This window comes from Hyphomonas sp. (assembly GCF_036964145.1).
Classification (GTDB): Bacteria; Pseudomonadota; Alphaproteobacteria; order Caulobacterales; family Hyphomonadaceae; genus Hyphomonas.
In genome coordinates this window covers 619,498-640,847 of sequence record NZ_JBALUC010000002.1, presented here as the reverse complement: position 1 = coordinate 640,847, position 21,350 = coordinate 619,498, and the positions used below count along the sequence as shown (strand labels likewise).

Sequence of the window (21,350 nt, the reverse complement as noted above, 5' to 3'; positions counted from 1 at the left end):
GCTTGAGTCAGTCGGTCTCGCTCAACGACGTCAAAATGACTTCGGTCGCTGAACGAAGATCATTCACGACAGACACCCTGCGTGCACGAACCCGTTCTGACGATTGCTCAACCCTGACGATATCCGGGTGCAGGCGTTCCATGAAATCGGCTTCGGCGACGCGGTTGCCGCGCGCCACGTTCCAGTTGTTCACCTGCAGACCAATAAACACGCCGAAGACGACGATCAGGGTCTCGATCACGACAGTGAACCAGTCCTGCTTGCGCAGCGCGGTCGTGAGGCGGCGCAGGATCATGAGGCCCGCTCCCGCTCTTCCGCGAGGAGCTCAAGGATGTCTTTGATCTGGTTACGGTACCTGATCAGGAATAGGTGATAATTGTCCTGGATAAGATATGCGTTCTGCAACGCAATATGGATCTCGGGATCCTCTAGCAGGACCGTGTGATCGACTGTTTCAACTGCTCCGATCTGGGCGAACGTCTCGGATGGGGTGCCCGGTGCAACCAGTGTTTTCGCCCTGGAGAGGACCCGTGCCAGCTCATCGACTGGCGCGGTGAACGAGCCACTGAAAATTTCGCGACCAAAGGTGATCGAGCTGTCGAACTCATAGAGCTCGTCTCGCAAGTCGCCATTCGCGATCAGGTTCATGCGCCCGGTAGAGACGAGCTCCTGAAAGGCCGCCGAAGGTCCGGGGAACGTCGACACCGAGTCCACGAGCGCGAGGTCTTCGTTTAGCGTCTGCTCATCGAGGTCGCCTGTACGAATGCCCGTGATGAGCCGGCTGGTTGCTTCGAGCACCAGGACTTGCTGGCCAATACCGCGATTGGTGAGCGTGAGCTGCACTTCGAAATCACGCTCCAGCCTTTCCAGAACATTCCGGGTATCCGCCCGCTCGAACCGCGCCTGGTTCCAGTTATTGACCTGAAGGCCGAGAAACACACCAAACATGACGATCAGCGTCTCGACCGCGACGGTGAACCAGTCCTGCTTGCGCAGCGCGGTGGTCAGGCGGCGGAGGATCATGGGATGATCTCCGGATTCAGGGGTTGATTCAGCAGCGAACCTTCACGTATCGATTGATCGGTTCTCAAACAGCTTGCGGAGAATTCCTTTCCGGACTCAAGCCTTTCTGTCAAACAGGCAGACCAGCTTGAAAGGCGCCGGACCTCGCCCCGATACTCACGCAGCCGGTCCATGTTCGCCTGGTATGTTGGCCGCAGTGATTTTCCGTCTGGTGTATAAAAATGCATTGAGTCAGATTTTTCATAGGGCAGGATCTCTGTCTCGACGAAGGTTACATAACGAACATATTTTTCCCCTACGCCGTCCTGCTCGGAGTAGTAGAAGTTCAAATCAAAGAGCATGACCGGATCAAACAGGCCTGCGATGTCCATTTGTTGTAGCACTGTCCATGTGAGGGGGGCCTTGTCCGATCCGTCAATCCGGAAATAGAAGGGGACCGGCTGCTCGCCGCGTTCGTAGGCCGCGTGCCAGACGGTAAGTCCTGTGTCGATCACGCGAACTTGCAATTGCTCCTGAACGTAGATGGCGTCTCTTAGGTCGGTGGCCAGCGCCCTGATAATCTCGGCCCGGCGCGATTCTGCCGCACGCGCCTCATTCCAGTTATTGACCTGCAGGCCGAGGAAGACACCCAGCACCACGATCAGCGTCTCGATCACGACGGTGAACCAGTCCTGCTTGCGCAGGGCGTCTGTCAGGCGGCGGAGGATCATGTGCTGGTCTCCTCACTGAGAGTCGCGAGATAGTCGTCGAGCGCCCTCTCAACCTGTGCCAGATAGTCAACATAGATGGCCTGCAAGACTGCCACATTGGCGGCGAGACCGATGATTTCGGTATTCCCGCAAATCTTTCCGGGGGTCAGCAATTCATAGCTGCCGGGATCGTAGCCACCCATGGGGACCACCACGATTTCGCTGCGCCCAGTCAACGAAACCCCGGCCACTCTTTGCGCTTCCCGGTTGGCATCCTGTTTTACGCGGATATAGCGTTGCCACTGGCGATCGACGAAACCCATTTCATCCGTCATGGTCTGAATATTGGCGCGGATACTGGTCGACCGGATAAGCGACAGACTGCCTGTATTCAGCGCTTGCTCGGCATTTGCCAGGGAAAACCGTGGCGGCGGAAAATCCGCGATACTGATAATCAGGATCGTCAGTTCGTCACTCATGGCCATGCAGGACTCTTTGTCCCTGAGCGCCAGGGCGAACCGAGCGGCGTCATCGCTGATCCCCTGATGGACCTCTATGTAACGCGACATTTCGCTGCGCGCTGTGGTGGCCTCAGACACCATGCGGGTCATCAAATCAGCCGCCTGTCCCCTGTCTGCGCGCGCATCATTCCAGTTTGCGACCTGAATACCGATGAACACCCCGACCACGACGATCACGAAATCCAGCCCCACCGCAAACCAGTTCTGGTCCTTCACATGTCTGGTCAGGCGGCGGAGGATCATGGGTTTCTGCCTGCGATGGTGCGGAGACTTTTTAGCGTGTCCGCATTGACGGTTTCGAGATCGGTGATCGCGGTTTCCAGGTCGGCGAAGCGGATCTGCAGCGCTTCCACAATTTCTGCGTCAGTGCGTAACAGCGTGGCGGCAGCGGCGATGGCATCCGGCGCAAGCCCCAGCTCGCATGGATAGGCCAGCGAGCCGATGATCGCATCATAGTCGCCAGTCGGTGCGAACCGGTCGCCGCACTTTTCAAGCAGCGCCTGCTGGACATCGGCAGGCACGCGGCGCCGGAACAGTGTCCTTATGGGCGCCTCACGCCCCTCGTCGGCAATCACATCGATAAGCGTCGTCGTGTAGATAGAGACGGCCGTCGCTCGAAGCTTATCACTCGCGATCAGCCCGATATCGCCAGTCGAGATCAGCTCGTCAAACGTCGCACGGTTCCGGTCCATGTATTTGTACTGGGTCGCGCGATAGGCGCTGACCAGGAATTGCTCATCAGACAAGTGCCCCGTGCCCGACAGTGCGTCGATCGCAGCCTTCGCTCCGGCGCGGACGTCCCGATTGTAGGCGATCAGGTATTCATAGGCCCAAGCTTCATAGCGCAGGTCCTGCGTCAGGCGCTCGCTGAACACGACCGCGCGCTGGCGCGTTTCGCGATCGTCGTTCCAGTTCGACGCCTGCAGGCCGATGAACACACCCGTCACCACAATGACGAAATCCAGCCCCACCGCGAACCAGTTCTGGTCTTTGACATGTCTGGTCAGGCGCCGGAGGATCATGGTCAGTCTACTCCACAGCCTGTAGCTGGTCCCAGAGATCAATCGGCGGCGTATCATTCACCATACCGTCGACCATGTCCGCGAACCCGGCATTGAAATAGCCCCGGCAGAGCTGCCACAGCGCCCGTCCGCGCGGCGTGCCGAGGACGAAGTAGATCACACCCTGATACGTCTCCCACGACTCCTTCGTGATCGCGCCGTTCTGGTATTGTAGCCATTCATACTCGCGCGCCCGCATCTGGCCGATCATCCAGAAAAACAGCTTGGTCTTTTCCTCGAAGCTGGGTGTTTCGGTTTGCGAAAAAATGCGGCCGAGTTCCGGGAAATCGACGAATTTGTAGACGCCGGTCTGGTCATAGGTGAGCTGCGCCTGACGGGCTTCGGAACGCATCTGCTGCGCCCCCTGATGAACCTGCAATGCAAGGTAAATCAGCGTTCCAGCCACAACGGCCACACCAATGATCTGCGCAATAAGGGCGATCTGTTCGAGAGTCATGGCTCCATCTCCAGCAGTGGCGCTGTCGGGCCAGCCTTGATCAGCCCGTCGACAAGGTCGCGGAAGCCGGGCGGGAAGTGGTGGCGCCGCGCCTTCCAGAACCCCTGATAATATTTGGAAGCCAGATGGTCGCGAAAATGGTTTTGCGAATGCAGCCAGAAGTCTTCCTCGAAGACCTTCTTGCGGGCCTGGTAATGCATCACCTGATAGCCGCGTGTGACCATTGTGTAGAAGACGTTGAGCCGCGTCCTGTCAGTGGCCTCAAACTTTTGGGGATCTGTTTCCAGGCCCTGCAGGAACAGATCGACCATCCCGGCTTCGCTGAGGATCTTCATATGGTCGCGGAAGATGTCATAATAGCCAACCGCCGCCGCGATGCGCTGCTGGTCGGCAGAGTGTCTCAGCTGGAAACCGACGAAGATCAGCGACGCAATCACCGCAACCGACGAGACAATTCCGGCAACGAAATAGAGCTGCTCCAGCGTCATTCCTGTGCCCCCTCATCTGTTTCGTCGGCCGCCGCTTCTGCCGGTAATTTCAGTGCGTCCAAGTACCCGACGAGGAAATCCTCATCGAGGGCGGCGATGATCGGCGCGGCGTCCCTTTGCATCGCCGTGCCTTCCCAGCCGGGCGCCTGCAGCGCCCACCAGTGTTTGGCAAACCGCGATCCGAAATAGAAAGGGGCCGTGTTCGCGATATGCTGGCGCACGCGCTCGTCCGAGATCAGCCCGGCATCGCGCATCATGAACATCTGGTCCCATTGCAGCATGATCGCGACGAGGACGCTGCCAACCGCCTGGTTCTCGGTGTCGCTCAAGGCTTCCGGTGTACGGATCGCCTTGACCCAGATGGCCGACATCTCCGGCCTGGCGATGTTGAACTCGATCTGGGCCAGCAAATCATTCTTCTGCTGGTCCATCGCCGCGCGCGTCAGAGCCGCGTTCTGGCGAACTTCCACGATCAGGACGGCAAGGCCCAGCAGGACGCCGACATTGGCGGCGAGGGTCAGCCAGCGATTGAGCCGCTCCAGCGGGGCGGGGCGCGGCGCGGCGGGTGGCACTGTCGGGGATGTCGCGACGGGCGGTAGGGGCGGTGTATCAACACGCGCTGGCTTGCGCCGCAGACGGGAGAGTATGGACGGACGTTTCACGAGACGTCCCGCCTCGCACAATTTGTCCCAGGATGATCAGACGTATCGTCTGCCAGCATGTTTTCGTCCCCCAGTCGGGCACTTTAGGCCGCGAATGGGGGGTGACAAGGGTTTTCCGGGAGGCTTAGCGCCCCACGTATATCAGCGTGCCTTGCGGGACGAGGGTCATGAAGGTGTCGAGGTCGGCGCGCGAGAAGGCGATGCAGCCATTGGAGCGCCCGAGCTGTCCATAGTTTTCGATCATCGCAGGTTCCGCATAGGCGGCGGAATGGATGACGATGGCGCGGCGGCGGGCATTGGCATTGGTCTTGTCGAGGCCATCGAGACGCAACGAGCGGCCATGCTTGCCGTAATATTCCTCGGCCGTGAGATAGGCGCCTTGCGGACTCGCCGAGGAGCCGGGCACATCGGAGAAGGCATCGAGGTAGCCATCATGATCCTTGTCGGAGCCCCGGCCGTGCGTGGTCCGGTAAGCGGAGACGAGGCCGGTATCGAGATCGACAATGAAGAGCCGTTCCCTGGCGGAATGAAGGCTGTAATCGACCACGACCAGCTGGCGCGAATGGGTGAGATCGGCATGCCGGCTCATCGCCTTGACGGCCTTGCCCAGCAATTCGGGCCGGATCAGACGATCCGGGTCAATCTCGGCCGCGCGGGCCTGGAAGGGCAGGAAACAGAGGCAGAGCAGGATCAGGTAGCGGGACATGGACAATCGGGCTTTCGAGCGTGTGAACAAGATGGCTTTGAGCCGGGCGGTCGGACAGATGAAGGGTACGCTTGAGATGCTGGAAGACAAGGGCGATTTCGCGGACAAGGATGACGACCAGAATTGCCGCCAGGGTGAGCATGGCTAAACTGAGCAGAGCGAGGGCCGTGGCAAGGGTCTCCATTTTTCGCACGGTGCGAACCTTTCATGTGAACTGGCCGGTGCGGACGTCGCGGAAGGCCTTGGCGTCGCGTAAGCCGTGAGTATGGTATGACAGGAAAAGTTGAACAAAAGAGGGCAGAAAATGGCCGAGGGAGAATCCGCTGCAGAATTGTTCACAGGCACCAAGCCTGTGGTCGAGTCGCACAAATTCGATGAGGCGAAGCTCGCCGCATGGATGGACGCCAATGTCGAGGGCTATGAAGGCCCGCTGGAAGTGCGTCAGTTCAAGGGTGGCCAGTCCAACCCGACCTACCAATTGGTCACGCCGAACAAGAAATATGTCATGCGTCGCAAGCCGCCGGGCAAGCTGTTGCCAAGCGCGCACGCCGTGGACCGGGAATATCGCGTGATTTCCGCGCTCTACCCGCTCGGCTATCCGGTGGCACGACCGTATGGCCTGTGCACGGACGAGAGCGTCGTCGGCACGATGTTCTATATCATGGACATGGTGGAAGGTCGCATCCTGTGGGATGGCACGCTGCCCGATTATGAGCCGGCCGAGCGCCGCGCGATCTATGAGGCGAAGGTGAAGACCTTTGCCGATCTCCATAATGTTGACTGGCGCGCCGCCGGGCTCGAAGGCTTTGGCAAGGAAGGCGACTATGTGGCCCGTCAGATCCATCGCTGGACAAAACAGTACAAGGCATCTGAGACGATTCACATTCCTGAGATGGAACAGCTGATCGAATGGCTGCCGAAGAACATCCCGGCCGGTGACAAGACCACGATCGTGCATGGCGACTATCGCCTTGACAATATGGTGCTGCATCCGACCGAGCCGAAAGTGATCGCGGTGCTGGACTGGGAACTCTGCACGCTGGGCGATCCGCTGGCCGATTTCTCCTATCATTTGATGAACTGGGTGATGCCACCAGGGGATACCTCGCGCGGCTCGATCATGGCGATTGACGATCTGGAGGCCTGGGGCATTCCGACCATGGACGAATATGTCGACATGTACTGCAAGCATACCGGCCGCGACGGCCTGCCGGAACTCGACTATTACTTCGCCTATAATGGCTTCCGGCTTGCCGGCATTCTGCAGGGCATCATTGGCCGCGTGCGCGATGGCACCGCCAACAGCGCCAATGCGGAATCGAATGCGGCGCGCGTCGTGCCGCTGGCCAAATTTGCCGCCGACTTTGCCCGCCGCGCCGGGATGCCCGGATGAGGTCTGCGCCGTCCGGCCCGCCGGGCAGCGGATCTGAGTACCGGCAACTGGGCCGCCGCGACATCTGGCTGCTGACGCTGGCCAGCGCGGTGGTGACGGCGAACGCCTATTATATCCATCCGATCATCGCGCTGGTGGCGGAGGATTTCGGCGTGTCGCCGTCGGAGATCGGGCTGGTGCCCGCGCTCAACCAGATTGCGCTGGCGCTCGGTATTTTCCTGCTGTTGCCGCTGGGCGACCGGTTCTCGAACCGGCGGCTGGCAACCGTGTTTGCGGCGGGCCAGTTCCTCGGTCTTGTCGCAATGGCGCTCGCAACGGATTTCCGCCTGTTTGTGGCGGGCTCCACCTTTCTCGGTTTCTCGACCATCACGCCTTACCTGTTGCCGGCCTATGCCTCGAAACGTGTCTCGGTGCGCCGCCTCGGCCAGACCACGGCGATGCTGACGACGGGCGTGATTGCGGGGATCCTGGTCGCGCGGGTCGGCGGCGGCTGGCTGGGCGAGCATTATGGCTGGCGGACGGTCTATTATGTGGCGGCAGCCCTGATGGGCGCGGTGACGCTGCTGCTGCCGCAGATCATGGACGAGCGCCAGAAACGGGACGAGTCGCGGTCGGGGCGCAGCTATCTGCGGCTGGTCGTGTCGGTGTTCCCCGTCGTGCGCCGCCATCCGGAAGTCCTGTTGTCGGGGACCATTCAGGGGCTGGGCTTCGGCATCTTCCTGGCGGTCTGGTTGGGGCTGGGCCTCTACCTGACCAGCCCGGAAATGGGCTATGGCGCCGATACGGTGGGCTATCTGGCGGCGCTGTCGCTGATGAATGTCTTCACCACGCCTTTCTTCGGAAAATGGGCCGACCGGATCGGGCCGCGGCGCTTGCGGGCTTTTGTGGCGCTGATCCAGTTTTCCGGCGTCTGCCTGCTCGGCGTGTTCGGGCACAGCCTGTGGCTATTGCTGGTGCCGCTGATGTTGATGAATGTGGTCGGGCCCTTGGTGGATGTGACCGGGCGCATGACTTTCCTGACCCAGCCCCCGGACGTGCGCACGCGCCTGATGACGGCATATATCGTGCTGATGTTCACCGGCGGCGGGCTGGCGAGTTGGGGCGCGACGTCGGTGTATGAGCATTGGGGCTGGCACGGCACGGCGACGCTTGCGCTGGTCATGTCGGCAATCCTGCTGACGCTGGCCCTGATTTCTGTCAGGCTGGATCCGAAACGGCCGCGCGATACCGACGCTGAGACCTAAGAGACCGAGACTGACGAGGGAGAGACCGACAATGACTGAGACGCTCAAGGGGCCGCTGCGCGCGCCCGCCCAGATGCTGCAAGAGCAATCCTATGGCGGACACAAGAGCCTGCATGATGATTCCGAAGCCGAACGGCTGGGCATCAAGGCGGGGCCAATCGAGGGCCCGACGCATTTCTCGCAATTCGTGCCGTGCCTGGCAGAGATCTGGGGTGATGCCTGGTTCGAGCGGGGCTGTTTCTCCAGCCACTTCCTGAACATGGTGTTCGAGGGCGAGAAGGTGCGGGTCGAAGTTGACCGGCCGGCCGCCGGCGAGACGCGGACGATGTGCCGGGCCTTCAAGGAGGATGGTACGCCGGTGCTGGAGGCGAGCGCCTCCATCGGGCCGGATCATGGCGAGACCTTGCTGGAGGCGCGCATGGCGAAGCTGCGCCCGGCAGGCGATCTCGTGATCCTCGCGGATCTGCATGTCGGCATGACCGGCGCGGCGGACGAAGTGGTCACGATGGGGCCTGACCAGCATATGGGAAATCTCTATCCCTTCTCGCTGGCCGACAAGCTGAAGGTCATTACCGAGCCGATGGATGTCTATTCCGACGGATCGGCAGGCAAGTGGGGCAAGCCCATCGTGCCGCTGGAGATGGTCAGTGTGCTGGGCAATTATTCCAACCGGAATTCCGCATTTGGTGTCAAGCAGCCGGCGATTGGCCTGTTTGCCGATCTGGAAATCCGCATGATTGAGGGGCCTTTGCTGGTCGGTGAGACCTATGTGTTGCGCCGGGAAGTCGTGGCGCTGTCGGAAAGCCGCCGGGTCGAGAATTACTGGGTCCGCACGCGTTTCTTCGATGCGGCGGGCGAAAAGCAGGTCGCCGAAATGCTGCTGAATCATGGCGTGATGAAAGCGAGCTATCCGCATTATCCTGCCGACCGGTTGCCGGCCTGAGGAGGATCGCATGAAGGGATTGCTGTATCAGGGCACGCGCGACATTGCCTATGGCGAGGCGCCTGAGCTGAAGCCGGAAGACACGCGCAGCGCCATTGTGAAGATGACGGCGTGCGGCATCTGCGGGTCGGACCTGCACATCTATCAGGGGCACGGCTTCAGCGATGAGACCGGCTACTGCGTCGGCCATGAAGCCGTCGGCGAGATTGTCGAGACGGGCAGCGGCGTGTCGCGTTTTCGCGCAGGCGACCGGGTGATGATCTCGGCCGCCGTGGGCTGCGGCGCGTGCGTGCCCTGCATGTCCGGCAACATGAATGAATGCGACACACATGGCGGGCGTTGCTATGGGCTCGGCCCCGGCCTGCAGGGCGTTCAGGCCGAATATGCTATGGTGCCGGTCGCGGATTTCGGGCTGGCGCGCATTCCGGACGGGATCAGCGATGACCAGGCCGTTCTGCTGACGGATAATTTGCCGACAGCGTGGCATGGCCTGAAGGGCGCGGACATTCATCCCGGCGCGACGGTCGCCGTGGTCGGGTGCGGCCCGATTGGCCTGATGGCCGTGGAGGGCGCATTCCTGATGGGCGCGGCGAAAGTCTACGCGATCGACCTCGTGCCGGAGCGGCGCGCCATGGCCGAGGCGATGGGCGCAATTGCGCTGGACGCGGGTGAGGCCAAGGCCGTGATCGCGGAACAGACCAAAGGCCGGATGTGCGACAGCGTCGTGGAATGCGTCGGGGCAGACCCGGCGATCCATCTGTCGCTGAAACTGGCAAAGGCGGCGGGCACGCTCTCTTGCATCGGCGTGAACCAGACGATGGATTTCAAATTCCCGATGGCGCTCGCCTTTATCAAGAATCTGACCTTCCGGACGGGCACCTGTTCGGTGCCGCAGCATTGGCCGGAATTGATTCCTCTGGTGCAGGCGGGCAAGCTGACCCCGGAACGCACCATTTCTCACCATATGCCCCTGTCGGAGGGGGCAGAGGCATACCGCATGTTTGACGCGCGCGAGAACGGCGCAATGAAAATGATCCTGACACCCTGATGGAGGCTGACCTGATGACTTCGATGATGACCAAACTGGCCGCGAGCGCGGCGCTGGCGACCGTGATGAGCGGCGCGGCAATGGCCGAGACGACGCTGATCCATGCGGGGCATGTGCTGGCCGAGCCGGGAGAAGGCTACCTGACCCGCCAGACCATCACGGTCGAGGATGGCGAGATCGTCTCGATCGAAGCGGGCTACAAAAGCGCGCCGCGCGGCGCCGAGCTGATTGATCTCAAAGAGGCGTATGTCCTGCCGGGCCTGATCGACAGCCATGTTCACATCACCGGCGAGAACGGACCGAACGAACGGATCAAGGCGTTCGAGGACACGGATGTGGATGCGGCCTTCGATGGCGCGGGCTTTGCCTACAAGACGCTGCTGACCGGCTTTACCACGGTGCAGGATGTCGGCGCGGCGAATGATGCGATCTTCGGCCTGCGCGATGCGATTGCCAAAGGCAATGTGCCGGGGCCGCGTATCCGGGCCGCAGGCCAGGCGATCAGTGTGACCGGCGGGCATGGCGACATCAATGGCTATTCGCCAGCTGTCATGGCGATGTTCACCGGCAAGAATATCTGCAATGGCGCGGATGATTGCCGCCGGGCCGTGCGTCAGCAGATCAAGGAAGGTGCGGACGTCATCAAGATCACGGCGACAGGCGGTGTCCTGTCAAACACGCGCGCCGGACTGGAACAGCAGTTCACGGATGATGAATTGGTCGCGATCATTGAAACGGCGCATTCGATGGGCCGGAAGGTGACCGGGCATGCGCATGGCAAGGGCGGCATCGTGTCCGCGCTGAAGGCCGGCATCGATTCCATTGAACACGGCACCTATACCGATGATGAAACCATTGCCCTGTTCAAGGAGTATGACGCGGTGCTGGTGCCGACGGTGCTGGCCGGGGCAACGGTGACGGGCTGGGTCAACGAGCCCTGGCTGCCGGCGCCGAGCCGCGAGAAGGCGGCGGTCGTCGGACCGCTGATGCTCGACATGCTGCGCCGTGCGCATGAGGGCGGGGTCACGGTGGCGTTCGGCACGGATACGGGCGTGTCCAAGCATGGCGACAATGCGCAGGAATTCGCGCTGATGGTGGAGGCCGGGTTCACGCCGGAAGAGGCCATCCGCGCAGCGACCGTGGTGGCCTCCGAACATGTCGAGATGGCGGACGTCATCGGCACGATCACGGCGGGCAAGCATGCCGACATCATTGCGGTCATGGGTGACCCGTTGCAGGACATCACCGAATTGCAGGATGTGGATTTCGTGATGAAGGGCGGAACCGTCTACAAGCAGGCGCAGTGACCCGGTCGGACTTCGCCTGAGCCGCGAAGCGTTTTGACAATCCCCGTCAATCGCCGGAGACTTGGCGGAATGTCTATTCATGCGGGGCGGGACCGTCGCAAGACCACAGTGAGTTACCAGAGTGAGTTGTATGAGACCTGATCGATTTCTTGCCTGTTCCCTTGCAGGGGCTGCGCTGCTTGGCGTGGCGGCCTGTGGCGGCGAGACAGCCGACGCCCCGGCCAAGGCGGCAACGAATGACCAGGTCCAGTGCGTCCAACTTGCCGAGGGCGATTATTACTGGGACGGGACAAGCTTTGTCGTGTCCAGCGCGCCGCCACCGGCCCTTCCTGCGAGGGCGGATACGCGCCCTGCAAGTGCCGCCTGGGTGACCGATCTGGAGCGCACCTTCCCGGATGCGGGCCTTCCGTGGATGGGCCTGCATGTCAGCGGGCCCGTGGCTGTGGTGACCGGGCTTGCCCCGGACCCGGCGGCCAAGGAGCAGGGTTTCCTGGTAGGGCAGACGGCGCTTGAGGAGAATGAAGAGGTCGCGTCCGATGTGACGCTGGTCGTTGATGGCATTGCCGTCGAAGAGGGCGAGCGGGGCGTGGGTGAAGCGCTGGCCACCCTGACCGATGGTGAGGCCAGCGCGGGCCGATGCCAGACCGCTTTCAACACCACGATGGCCGGACGCTCCATCATGTTCCAGAGCAATCTCGCCATTGTCTCGCCGACCAGCGAACGCTTGCTGGACGCGCTGACCGGGGTGGCGCTGCTGTGTGATGCCTATGCCATCGAGATTGGGGGCCACACGGATTCACGTGGCTCGAACCAGTATAATGAAGTCATCTCGCAACAGCGCTCGGACGCGGTGCGCGATTACATGATTGAGCGTGGCGTGGATGCCGAGGCGCTGATCGCGAAGGGCTATGGCGAGTCCCGTCCGCTGGACCGGGCGGAAACCTATGAAGCCTGGGCAAAGAACCGCCGCATGGAATTTCTGGTCTCGGAACGCCGCTAGAGCGCTCCAGGTGTGCGACCTGCCCCCGCTGTTTGGCCGCAGCGGGGGCTTTTGTCATTCTGGGGGTCAGACCGAGAGGATCAGGCCTTCGGACGGGCTGACCTTGGCATCGACCGTCTGGGCCCAGGCCTTGGCGATGGCCTCCGGCCCTTTCGCATGGCGGGGCGTCACGAAGTCGGTCGAGGCAGTATAGAAGCTTTTCAGCGCCGCGCCGAGCCGGCGATTGATTTCGGCCCCGCCCAGCGTGGCCGCGCGGTCGGCGGCATAGGTCGGCACGAAGAAGAATTCCGGTTGCGGGTCCGGCAGGGCAATGGGCGAGCGGTCGCCTTCCCAATCGGTCACGCCGATGACGAGGCTGCGCACGAGCCGATCCTTGAGGGCATTGTGAACATCGGCCGTCAGGGTCGGGCGGCCGAGGAAGTCCACAAAGGCGGTGAGCCCCCGCGCGTGCAGGCGGTCGGCATCGTCATAGGTGCGAACGCGGCCATAGAGGCCGGTATTTTCGAGGAAGTCCTTGTTGCCGGGCGAGGTCAGCGCGACCGTATCGACACCGCCGCGGATTTTCAGGCAATGCGCCAGCGCCATCGCGGTTTTCGAGGAGGCGGACGAGATCACGACCGTTTCCGGCACCGGATCGCCGGTCTCCATCAGGCAGTCATCAATCATCCAGCCGGTTGTGAAGAGCGGACGGAACAGCATTTGCTGGTCTTCGAGCGCCGCATCATAGGACGGGTCGCCAGCGGTATTGATGTAGGTGTTGTAGATCGGTGGCAGGCCCTGGCGATGGGCCGCGCCATCGAGGAAGCCATGCGCGCCAACGCTGACCGGCTCGACGTCGAAATGTTCGGAAATGGGGAGGTAGCCATAGAAACGATCCCCCTCATTGATGAAGTCCACATGGGATTCAATGACTGTGGCGAAGCCCCAGACCGGCACACGGCCAAAGCTGGCATCGGAGGTGGGGAAGAAATTCCAATACTGCATCTGCTCGCCAAAGGTGGCGTAGGTGACATTGTTGGCCGTCAGGGCGAATTTGTCGACCTGGAGCCGAACGGCATTGTCGCCGAGGACAGGCAGGTCTGCGGGTAGCCAGCGCGTATCGCGCAAATCATCACGGCGGATCAGGAAATCACTCATGTCTTCGCTTTCTTGCTCTTGCCCGTAAAGGCCGCGATTCGGTCCTGCATGTCAGGTCCGACGCCTTCGCAATTGAGTATCTCCCATTGCAGGCCGCTGTCCATGTCGCGCGCGTCGGTGGCTTCGAGCAGGCGCTTGTTGGCGGCATGGGAGAAGGGCGAATTCGCGAGAATGCGGCGGGCGAGATCCTCACAGGCGGCCTCGAAGTCGGCGTCTGGCACGATCTGTTCCACGAGGCCAATGCGGAAGGCTTCGTCGGCGCGGATCATGTCGGCGGTAAACATCAGGCGCTTGGCGGTCGCCACCCCGACGCGGCGCGGCAGGCGCTGGCTCATGCCCCAAATCGGGGTGAGCGCCCATTTGGCATGAGTATCGCCGAAACGGGCGCTTTCGGCGGCAAGGATGAAATCGGCGGCGAGGGCGACTTCCAGCGCGCCGGTATAGCAATGGCCATGCACCGCCGCGATGACGGGCTTGGGCAGGCGCTCCATCAGGCGCAGCGTCTCCGAATGCCAGCCGGGCGAGGGCACTTTCTCGCCTTCGGCAATGTCGCCAAGGTCATGGCCTGCCGAGAAGCATTTGCCGGCCCCGCGCAGGATGACGCAGCCGATGGTATCGTCGGATTGCAGGTCCAGCACATGGCGGCGCAATTCGCGAAACATGGCGACGGTGAGCGAGTTCAGCTTGTCCGGCCGGTTGAGAGTCAGGGTGGCGAGGCCATCCTTGTCCTGACGCGTGACCAGCGGCGCGGTCATGTGCCGAGATCCACCATCAGGCTGGAAATGGCGTGGACGAAATTGCTGGGCGCGAGGGTCTGCTCGCCGGTCCATTTGATGTCCGGGAAGCGGCGCAGGATGTTCCGGTAGGCCGAGTCGAGCTGCATGTTGGCGACGCGCTGGCCGAGGCAGACATGCGGGCCGTGACCGAAGGAGAGGTGTTCCTTCGCATTCTCGCGGGTGATGTCGTACTGGTTCGGGTTCGGGAATTTCGCCGGGTCGCGGTTTGCGGCGGCGTAATACATGACCACCTTGTCGCCCTCGGCGATGGGCTGACCGCCCAGTTCGGTCTCGGTCGTTGCGGTGCGACGCATATAGGTGACCGGGCTGACCATGCGGATCGATTCATGGACGAAGTTCGGGAACAATTCCTCATTCGCCATCAGCTTGGCCTTCTGGTCCGCGAATTCCGTCAGCAGGCGCATTGTGCCGGAGAGGGAGTTACGGGTCGTGTCATTGCCGGCGAAGACGATCAGCAGCCACGAGCCGTCAAGGAATTCCGGGCTGAGCGGCTTGCCGTCGATTTCGACATTGGCGATGGCGGAGAGGAGGTCGTTCTGCGGGTTCTCGCGGCGCTTGGCCAGCATGTGGCGGCCATAGTCGAACATGGCCTGGATCTCGGACATGAAGGCCATCATCTGTTCCGGCGTGACATTGCCGAGACCTTCCTGCTGGGCCTGGTATTGCGAATTTTCGAGGAAATGCATCCAGTGGACGAGCTTCGGCCGGTCCTCTGCGGGCACGCCGAGAATTTCGCATAGCGTGAAGAGCGGCAGTTCGGCGGAGAACATTTCCACCATATCGACCACCGGGCCCTGTTTCTCCATCGCGTCGAGGAGCAGATTGACCTGGACGTCGACGCGCTTCTTGAGTTCGGCCACGAAACCGGGCCGGAAGAATTGCATATGCTCCATGCGGAGCGTGGTGTGATAGGGCCGGTCGAGATTGATCAGGCTGTTGAGGCTCGACGAATGAAGCAGCGGGTGGCGGGGCGTGTCTTCCTGGCCATAGGTCATCAGGATGCCGCCGCGTTGCGAGGAATAAGAGGCCGGGTCCAGCTCGACCTGTTTGACGAGGTCGTAAGAGGCGACGGCCCAGAAACCCGCGCCAACCTGTTCGGGATGCCACATGACCGGGGCTTTTTCACGCATTTCGGCAAAGGCTTCATGCGTGTAACCGCCGCGCGACGAGAAGACGGTCGGGTCGGTCAGGTCGACCGGCGGGGCGAAATCATGGATGGGCGTGTGCTTGGGCGGCCGTGGCGGGGTATCGACCTGATAAGTGTCGGTCACGTTCTGTAGTGGCATGGAGCGCTCCTAGAATTTGTACCTCACGGGGATGGATTTCGGCCCGCCGACAAAGTTTGCCTTGATGAAGGTCGGGTCGCCTGCCAGTTCGATGGATTTCAGGCGGGAGAAGAGTTCTTCATAGATGGCCTGCATCTCAAGCCGGGCGAGGTGCATGCCGAGGCACATATGGCCGCCATGACCGAACGAGATGAGCTTGTTCGGGCTGCGGGAGATGTCGAATGTGTACGGATCGTCGAACACGTCTTCGTCGCGATTGCCGGACGGGTAGCAGAGCAGCAGGCTTTCGCCCTTGAGGATCTTGCGGCCACGCAGTTCGTAATCCTCATGCGCGGTGCGCATGAATTGCTTGACCGGCGTGGTCCAGCGGATGGCTTCGTCCGTGGCGGTGCGGGAGACCGCTTTCGGGTCATCCATCATCTTCTTCAGTTCGGACGGATTCTGCAGCATGCCGAGCACACCGCCGCCGGTTGAGGCGCTGGTCGTGTCATGGCCGGCGGCCGCGACGATGATGTAATAGCTCATCGCTTCCAGCTGGCCGATCGGTTCGCCGTCCACCATGCCGTTGGCGATGACGGTGGAGACATCGTCTTTCGGGTTGGCACGGCGGTCAGCCGTGATGCCTGTGAAGTACATGAAGAATTCGGCAAGTGTCTCGTTGATCGAGGCGAGGCCCTTTTCGACATCCTGTTGTTCGGCAAGCGTCTTGTCGCGCATCAGATCTTCGTCCTGCGCGCCGAAGATTTCCTGCGTCAGCTTCAGCATCATCGGCTCGTCGGATTCCGGTACGCCGAGAATCTGCATGATGACGCGCAGCGGATAATAGAGCGCCACATCGCGCTGGAAGTCGCATTCGCCGCCAAGGTCTTCCATCCGGTCGACATATTTCTTCGCGATCTGGCGGATGTCGTCTTCGCGCTTTTTCACGTTCTGCGGCATGAACCATTCCTGGGTCAGGTGACGCAGCTTGAAATGCAGCGGGTCGTCGAGCTGGACGAGGGTTTTCAGGAGGTGCGGACCGCCCATCTGGGCGTAGACTCCTTTTTCGGCGTCTTCATAGGAGAGCATCTCCCGTTCGCCATTGGTGAACAACTTGTTCTGGCGGCTGACTTCCATGATGTCGGCATGCTTGGTGAGCGCCCAGAAGGGACGATACCCTTCCGGCTCGCACCAGGCGACCGGGTCTTCGGCGCGTAGTTTGCGGAAGGCAGCATCCAGCTGGTCCGGATCGGCATAGATGGCCGGGTCCACGATGAGGTTACGAGTGGCCTCTGCTGCGGCGCTCATTGTCCGGCCCCGGTCCATCTTGGTCTCGGGCGGCGTGGCAAGGGCAGTTTCAGCCATATTCCTCTCCGTATTTGTTTTATTTTTTTGGTTTGCGTTTCCTCGTGCCGACTCTAGCCGATGCCGGGCCCTTGCCAAGGCGTGACTTCGGGGCAGGCTTTCCACTCCCACGGGTGGGGCGAGCGAGTTCGGGCGGGCGAGCCGCGTGTTCATTGGTCATCAGATGGCCAATGGCCTGTTGCAGCAGGTCAGCCGGGACTTCCTCGACCGCGCCGGGGCGCAAATCATCCAGCAGGAAGGGGCCGTACTGGACACGGATCAGCCGGTTCACCATCAGGTTCACCGCTTCCAGCGCGCGGCGGACTTCGCGTTTCTTGCCTTCGGACAGGGTAACGGTCAGCCAGCTGTTTGCGCCGGTCTCGCGGTCGAACACGGCGGTGATGGGCTTATAGTCGACGCCATCAACTGTGATGCCCTCGGCGAGTTCTGCGATCTTGTAATCGGTAACTGTGCCCTTGGCCCGCACGCGATAGGTGCGTTCAAGCTCATTCTTCGGCAGTTCCAGCGCGCGGGCGAGCGCCCCGTCATTGGTCAGCAGCAAGAGGCCTTCGGTGTTCAGGTCGAGCCGGCCGACGGTAACGACGCGGGGCAGGGATTTTGGCAGTTCTTCAAAGACGGTGCGTCGGCCTTCCGGGTCGACCGTGGTTGTGATCAGGCCGGCCGGCTTGTGGTAGCGCCAGACGCGGGTGGCGTCCGGTGCCTGGATCGTCTTGCGGCCAACACGGATCTCTTCGCGGCCGGTGACCTTGAAGGCGGGCGAGGTCAGCTTGACGCCATCCACCGTGATCTTGCCGTCTTCGATCATGCGCTCGACTTCGCGGCGCGAGGCGACCCCGGCGCGGGCGAGGTATTTGGCGATCCGTTCGCCTTCGCTCCAGTCTTTTTCTTCGGCTGGGCGATGGGATTTCTGTGCGGGGGCTTGCTTGCGCGGGCCGGAAGGTTTCCGGCGCGGGCGGCCCGTCTCTCGACGCTCCGTCATGGGATTTTCTTTCTGTAGGTCTAGAACAGGAATTGAAGGAAGGGCGCGGCAATAGCAAGGCCCAGAATGATTTCCATCGGGATCCAGACCGGGATCAGGCCGGCCTCCCGGTTCTTCGTGCGGTCAAAGACCAGCGACATGAGGCGTCCGATGCCAGCGCCGATCCAGCCCGCAGCCAAGGGCAGAACCACCAGCGTGGTCAGGATGTCCGGCTCGGCGCTGCCGAGATTGAGGATCAGGACAGCCGTCATCAGGTGCGAGAACAGGAACAGGCCGCCATAGGTGGCGCGGAATTCCGAATAGCCGCCGGGACGCAGCGGGTCCGGATCCTCGACAAGGCGGACGATCTTGCTGGCCCAAGCCGGGGAGAACATGGCCGACAGGCCGAGGACCGCACCAAACAGCAGGGTGACGAGGGAAATGATTTCACCAATATTCATGAGGCTCGTGCTCCGGGGTTACGCCCCCAATCTAGAATGATTTGACGGAAAGCACAGGCCTTGAAAGCGGTCAGGACGCCTTGCTGTACAGGTCGATCGTCTTGGCGATCTCCTGGGAAGGCCGTCCGAGCAGGTAACCCTGGCCCCGGCGGACACCCAGCAATTTCAGCGTATTCAGCTCCGCTTCGGTCTCAATGCCCTCGGCAATGATATGGGCGGAGGTCTCGCGCGTGTAGAACAGGAGCGCGCCGATCAGGGCGCGTCGGGCAAGGTCTGAATCCACATTCCGGGTCAGGCTCATGTCGACTTTTACATAATCCGGATTGAGCTGGACGATGTGGCGGAGCGAGGAGTGACCGGCGCCGGCATCATCCACAGCGAGCCGAAGGCCCGCATGGCGCAGGGGCCGCAACACCTTGGTGAAGCTCTCATAATCGTCGATGACGGCGTGTTCGGTGATTTCCAGCAGGATACGGTCCAGAGGCAGCTTCAGGAACGTCTCGGCGAACTGGTCGCTGATCACGGTTGAGGGCGAGGCGTTGACGGAAATGTACTGGTCGGGGGCAATCTGGCTGATCCGTTGGACAGCCTGACGGATCGAGGCAAGTTCCAGTTCGACGGCAAGGCCCACTGCCGCGGCTTCGTCGAACCAGACATCCGGTGATCGGTACGGTTCTGCGGAAAAGCGGCAGAGCGCCTCGTAGCCGCTCGGCTTCATCTGGCCAAGATCGACAATGGGTTGGTAGGCAATGGCAAAGGCGCTGGTGTCGAGCGTTTCGAGAATGCGCTCACGGATTTCCTGAAGCGCCCGTCTTTGCGCGTAATCCTTGTCGATCTGTTGGGCGGCAAGGTTTGCGAACAGGCGCATGGTTTCGAGGTCGCGCTCATTGAGGCTGGTGTTCGGTTCCGGGCCGAGACAGCAGAACATGCCATAAGGCGTGCCATCCTCCAGCCGGATCGGAATGCTCATATGCGCGCCAATCGGGATTTCCCGTGTGATCGGCATAGCCTCGGCGAGAGAATTTTGAGACGTATCCGGAATGAGTTCCGGCAGGCGGCCTTCCAGGATATGGAGGCAATAGACTTCGGTCAGGTCGCGGCTGTCACCCGGTTTGATCAGGTGTTCCAGACCCGGAGCATCGACGTAGCGGAAAACGGATTCGCCATCGACGAACTCGGACACATAGGCAATCGGCATGCCCAAATGCTGGCGAATAGCGTTCAATGCAGAGTTGATCGCCTGCCGGGAGTTTTCTTCACGTCCATCCAATGGCGATGAAGGCAGCGTGAATCCGGTCATTCGATTGGCCCCTGAGCCTGCAATATCCCACCGGCACACATGCCGGCTACACATATCGACCGTATCCCAGTGTCCCTTAAACTCCGTTCCAGACTTCTTTGAAGCCCAACATTGTTTCTTCGGACTTTCGTAAGAGTTTGATTTTCCGGCACTTCGTCCCCGTGAAACTTGCGGTCGCGACATTTTTCACTCTTTCGGCGAGCGACGCCACGGGTGTAGGCATAGGGTCCGTGGGAGCGGGATGACATGGCCGGGCGCGCATGAAACCGAAGATACTGACAACGATCCAGACCTATACCGGGCAGCTGTTCCTGGCGGACCTCTTCGCCGGGGTGACGGTGGCATTGGTGGCTATCCCGCTCAGCCTGGCGATTGCCATTGCGTCCGGGGCCGATCCGGCCACGGGTCTGGTTACGGCGATTGTGGCCGGGTTCCTGATCTCCGCGCTAGGCGGCAGCCGCGTCCAGATTGGCGGACCGACCGGGGCGTTCATAGTGGTCGTGTTCGGCGTGATCGCGGTGCATGGCTATGACGGGCTCGTGCTGGCGACCTTCATGGCGGGTATCATCCTGATCCTGGCGGGGCTGATGCGCGCCGGGAATTTGATCAGTTTCGTGCCGGAAGCCGTGGTGAACGGCTTTACTATCGGCATTGCGATCATCATCGCGGCCAGCCAGTTGAAGGATCTGTTCGGCCTCACGACACCCGACCTGCCCGCAGAATTCATCAGCAAGCTGGAAACGCTCTGGGCGGCGCGGGGCACGCTGAACTGGGCATCGCTGGGCATCGGCGCGGCGACCATGGCGCTGATTATCGGGCTGCGCCGCATCGCCCCGAAATTTCCAGGCCTGATCCTCGCGGTCGGCCTGACTTCTGCGGCGGTGGCCGTCTTTCACTTGCCGGTCGACACGATTGGTAGCCGGTTTGGCGCATTGCCGAGCCAGTTGCCGATGCCGAAATTGCCGGTGCTCAGCGTGGACCGCATTACCGAATTGCTGCCCTCGGCCTTCGTGATTGCCTTCCTGGCGGGTGTGGAATCGCTGCTCTCGGCGATGGTGGCGGACCGGATGACGGGCGGGAGATACCGGCGCAATGCCGAAGTGCTGGCGCAGGGCGCGGCAAATATCGGCTCGGCGCTGTTTGGCGGCTTGCCCGCAACAGGCGCAATCGCGCGCACGGCGACCAATGTGCGGGCCGGTGGCAAGACGCCGGTTGCGGGCATTGTCCATGCGCTGACCATTCTGATCGCCGTCCTGTTTGCGGCGCCGCTCGCTGGCTATCTGGCGATGCCGGCGCTGGCGGGCCTGTTGATGCTGACAGCGTGGAACATGAGTGAGCCACACAAATGGCGTGGCTATCTGTCGGAAGAGAAAGCAAACATCGCGCTGTTGGGGATCACGCTGGTGCTGACCGTGGTTGCGGATCTGACGATTGCGATCGGGGTGGGCGTGTCGCTTGGGCTCGCGATCCGGTTGCGGCGCCGCCATGTGGGGCCTGCCGACTGGGACGAGCCGAAACGTTAGGC

24 protein-coding genes are annotated in these 21,350 nt (G+C 61.5%); 8 read left to right on the top strand and 16 right to left on the bottom strand.

The genetic code is table 11. The annotated features are described in order from the left end of the window. Nucleotides 1-7 precede the first annotated feature (7 nt). The 9 genes from V7660_RS08040 to V7660_RS08000 form a co-directional block, all read right to left on the bottom strand. A complete protein-coding gene (locus V7660_RS08040; RefSeq protein WP_335602560.1) occupies nucleotides 8-295 on the bottom strand; it encodes a hypothetical protein in 288 nt (95 codons plus the stop codon). After that, nucleotides 292-1,023: a hypothetical protein gene (locus V7660_RS08035; RefSeq protein WP_335602559.1), complete on the bottom strand. Its 732-nt coding sequence runs from the start codon at nucleotides 1,021-1,023 to the stop codon at nucleotides 292-294. Before V7660_RS08035 ends, V7660_RS08040 begins: the two co-directional genes overlap by 4 nt. Next, nucleotides 1,020-1,733, bottom strand: coding sequence for a hypothetical protein (locus V7660_RS08030; RefSeq protein WP_335602558.1), 714 nt, complete (start codon nucleotides 1,731-1,733; stop codon nucleotides 1,020-1,022). Before V7660_RS08030 ends, V7660_RS08035 begins: the two co-directional genes overlap by 4 nt. Next, on the bottom strand, nucleotides 1,730-2,476 hold the full coding sequence (locus tag V7660_RS08025; RefSeq protein ID WP_335602557.1) for a hypothetical protein: 747 nt from the start codon (nucleotides 2,474-2,476) through the stop codon (nucleotides 1,730-1,732). The genes V7660_RS08030 and V7660_RS08025 overlap by 4 nt, the downstream gene beginning before the upstream one ends. After that, nucleotides 2,473-3,255: a DUF6090 family protein gene (locus V7660_RS08020; RefSeq protein WP_335602556.1), complete on the bottom strand. Its 783-nt coding sequence runs from the start codon at nucleotides 3,253-3,255 to the stop codon at nucleotides 2,473-2,475. Before V7660_RS08020 ends, V7660_RS08025 begins: the two co-directional genes overlap by 4 nt. Nucleotides 3,256-3,262: 7 nt before the next feature. Next, nucleotides 3,263-3,751 carry a hypothetical protein gene (locus tag V7660_RS08015; RefSeq protein ID WP_335602555.1) on the bottom strand — a complete coding sequence of 163 codons (489 nt, stop codon included), beginning with the start codon at nucleotides 3,749-3,751 and terminating at the stop codon, nucleotides 3,263-3,265. After that, the gene (locus V7660_RS08010) at nucleotides 3,748-4,239 is read right to left on the bottom strand and encodes a hypothetical protein (RefSeq protein ID WP_335602554.1); all 492 of its coding nucleotides are present in this window, start codon (nucleotides 4,237-4,239) and stop codon (nucleotides 3,748-3,750) included. The genes V7660_RS08015 and V7660_RS08010 overlap by 4 nt, the downstream gene beginning before the upstream one ends. Continuing rightward, nucleotides 4,236-4,901, bottom strand: coding sequence for a hypothetical protein (locus V7660_RS08005; RefSeq protein WP_335602553.1), 666 nt, complete (start codon nucleotides 4,899-4,901; stop codon nucleotides 4,236-4,238). The genes V7660_RS08010 and V7660_RS08005 overlap by 4 nt, the downstream gene beginning before the upstream one ends. Nucleotides 4,902-5,025: 124 nt before the next feature. After that, nucleotides 5,026-5,607, bottom strand: a complete 582-nt coding sequence (locus V7660_RS08000) for a murein L,D-transpeptidase catalytic domain family protein (protein WP_335602552.1) — start codon at nucleotides 5,605-5,607, stop codon at nucleotides 5,026-5,028. On the opposite strand from V7660_RS08000, the gene V7660_RS07995 reads away from it, so the two are divergent. From V7660_RS07995 to V7660_RS07965, 7 genes are all read left to right on the top strand, one after another. Then, complete coding sequence (locus tag V7660_RS07995; RefSeq protein WP_335602551.1) at nucleotides 5,606-5,755, top strand: hypothetical protein; 150 nt, start codon at nucleotides 5,606-5,608, stop codon at nucleotides 5,753-5,755. The genes V7660_RS08000 and V7660_RS07995 overlap by 2 nt on opposite strands. Before the next feature lie 156 nt (nucleotides 5,756-5,911). Next, on the top strand, nucleotides 5,912-7,000 hold the full coding sequence (locus V7660_RS07990) for a phosphotransferase family protein (protein ID WP_335602550.1): 1,089 nt from the start codon (nucleotides 5,912-5,914) through the stop codon (nucleotides 6,998-7,000). Beyond that, the gene (locus V7660_RS07985; protein ID WP_335602549.1) at nucleotides 6,997-8,244 is read left to right on the top strand and encodes an MFS transporter; all 1,248 of its coding nucleotides are present in this window, start codon (nucleotides 6,997-6,999) and stop codon (nucleotides 8,242-8,244) included. Before V7660_RS07990 ends, V7660_RS07985 begins: the two co-directional genes overlap by 4 nt. Nucleotides 8,245-8,275: 31 nt before the next feature. Beyond that, nucleotides 8,276-9,187, top strand: a complete 912-nt coding sequence (locus V7660_RS07980; protein WP_335602548.1) for a hypothetical protein — start codon at nucleotides 8,276-8,278, stop codon at nucleotides 9,185-9,187. 10 nt (nucleotides 9,188-9,197) lie between these two features. Further along, entirely contained in the window at nucleotides 9,198-10,235 is a 1,038-nt protein-coding gene (locus tag V7660_RS07975) for an alcohol dehydrogenase catalytic domain-containing protein (protein ID WP_335602547.1), read from the top strand. A 14-nt stretch (nucleotides 10,236-10,249) separates the two neighbouring features. After that, complete coding sequence (locus tag V7660_RS07970; protein ID WP_335602546.1) at nucleotides 10,250-11,542, top strand: metal-dependent hydrolase family protein; 1,293 nt, start codon at nucleotides 10,250-10,252, stop codon at nucleotides 11,540-11,542. 130 nt (nucleotides 11,543-11,672) lie between these two features. Then, nucleotides 11,673-12,542: an OmpA family protein gene (locus tag V7660_RS07965; protein ID WP_335602545.1), complete on the top strand. Its 870-nt coding sequence runs from the start codon at nucleotides 11,673-11,675 to the stop codon at nucleotides 12,540-12,542. Between the two features lie 66 nt (nucleotides 12,543-12,608). On the opposite strand, the gene V7660_RS07960 is transcribed toward V7660_RS07965, so the two are convergent. From V7660_RS07960 to V7660_RS07930, 7 genes are all read right to left on the bottom strand, one after another. After that, complete coding sequence (locus V7660_RS07960; RefSeq protein WP_335602544.1) at nucleotides 12,609-13,679, bottom strand: DUF2855 family protein; 1,071 nt, start codon at nucleotides 13,677-13,679, stop codon at nucleotides 12,609-12,611. After that, nucleotides 13,676-14,434 (bottom strand): enoyl-CoA hydratase/isomerase family protein, encoded by a 759-nt coding sequence (locus tag V7660_RS07955; RefSeq protein WP_335602543.1) that lies wholly within the window; start codon nucleotides 14,432-14,434, stop codon nucleotides 13,676-13,678. Before V7660_RS07955 ends, V7660_RS07960 begins: the two co-directional genes overlap by 4 nt. After that, the gene (locus V7660_RS07950) at nucleotides 14,431-15,762 is read right to left on the bottom strand and encodes a cytochrome P450 (protein WP_335602542.1); all 1,332 of its coding nucleotides are present in this window, start codon (nucleotides 15,760-15,762) and stop codon (nucleotides 14,431-14,433) included. Before V7660_RS07950 ends, V7660_RS07955 begins: the two co-directional genes overlap by 4 nt. Before the next feature lie 9 nt (nucleotides 15,763-15,771). Further along, on the bottom strand, nucleotides 15,772-17,106 hold the full coding sequence (locus V7660_RS07945) for a cytochrome P450 (protein WP_335602541.1): 1,335 nt from the start codon (nucleotides 17,104-17,106) through the stop codon (nucleotides 15,772-15,774). Nucleotides 17,107-17,125: 19 nt separating this feature from the next. After that, nucleotides 17,126-18,085 (bottom strand): pseudouridine synthase, encoded by a 960-nt coding sequence (locus tag V7660_RS07940; RefSeq protein ID WP_335602540.1) that lies wholly within the window; start codon nucleotides 18,083-18,085, stop codon nucleotides 17,126-17,128. Between the two features lie 20 nt (nucleotides 18,086-18,105). Next, nucleotides 18,106-18,525 carry a DUF4345 family protein gene (locus V7660_RS07935; protein ID WP_335602539.1) on the bottom strand — a complete coding sequence of 140 codons (420 nt, stop codon included), beginning with the start codon at nucleotides 18,523-18,525 and terminating at the stop codon, nucleotides 18,106-18,108. A 70-nt stretch (nucleotides 18,526-18,595) separates the two neighbouring features. After that, nucleotides 18,596-19,825, bottom strand: coding sequence for a sensor domain-containing phosphodiesterase (locus V7660_RS07930; protein WP_335602538.1), 1,230 nt, complete (start codon nucleotides 19,823-19,825; stop codon nucleotides 18,596-18,598). A gap of 260 nt (nucleotides 19,826-20,085) precedes the next feature. Between V7660_RS07930 and V7660_RS07925 the strand changes: the two genes are divergently transcribed. Then, nucleotides 20,086-21,348 carry a SulP family inorganic anion transporter gene (locus V7660_RS07925; RefSeq protein ID WP_335602537.1) on the top strand — a complete coding sequence of 421 codons (1,263 nt, stop codon included), beginning with the start codon at nucleotides 20,086-20,088 and terminating at the stop codon, nucleotides 21,346-21,348. Nucleotides 21,349-21,350 lie beyond the last annotated feature (2 nt).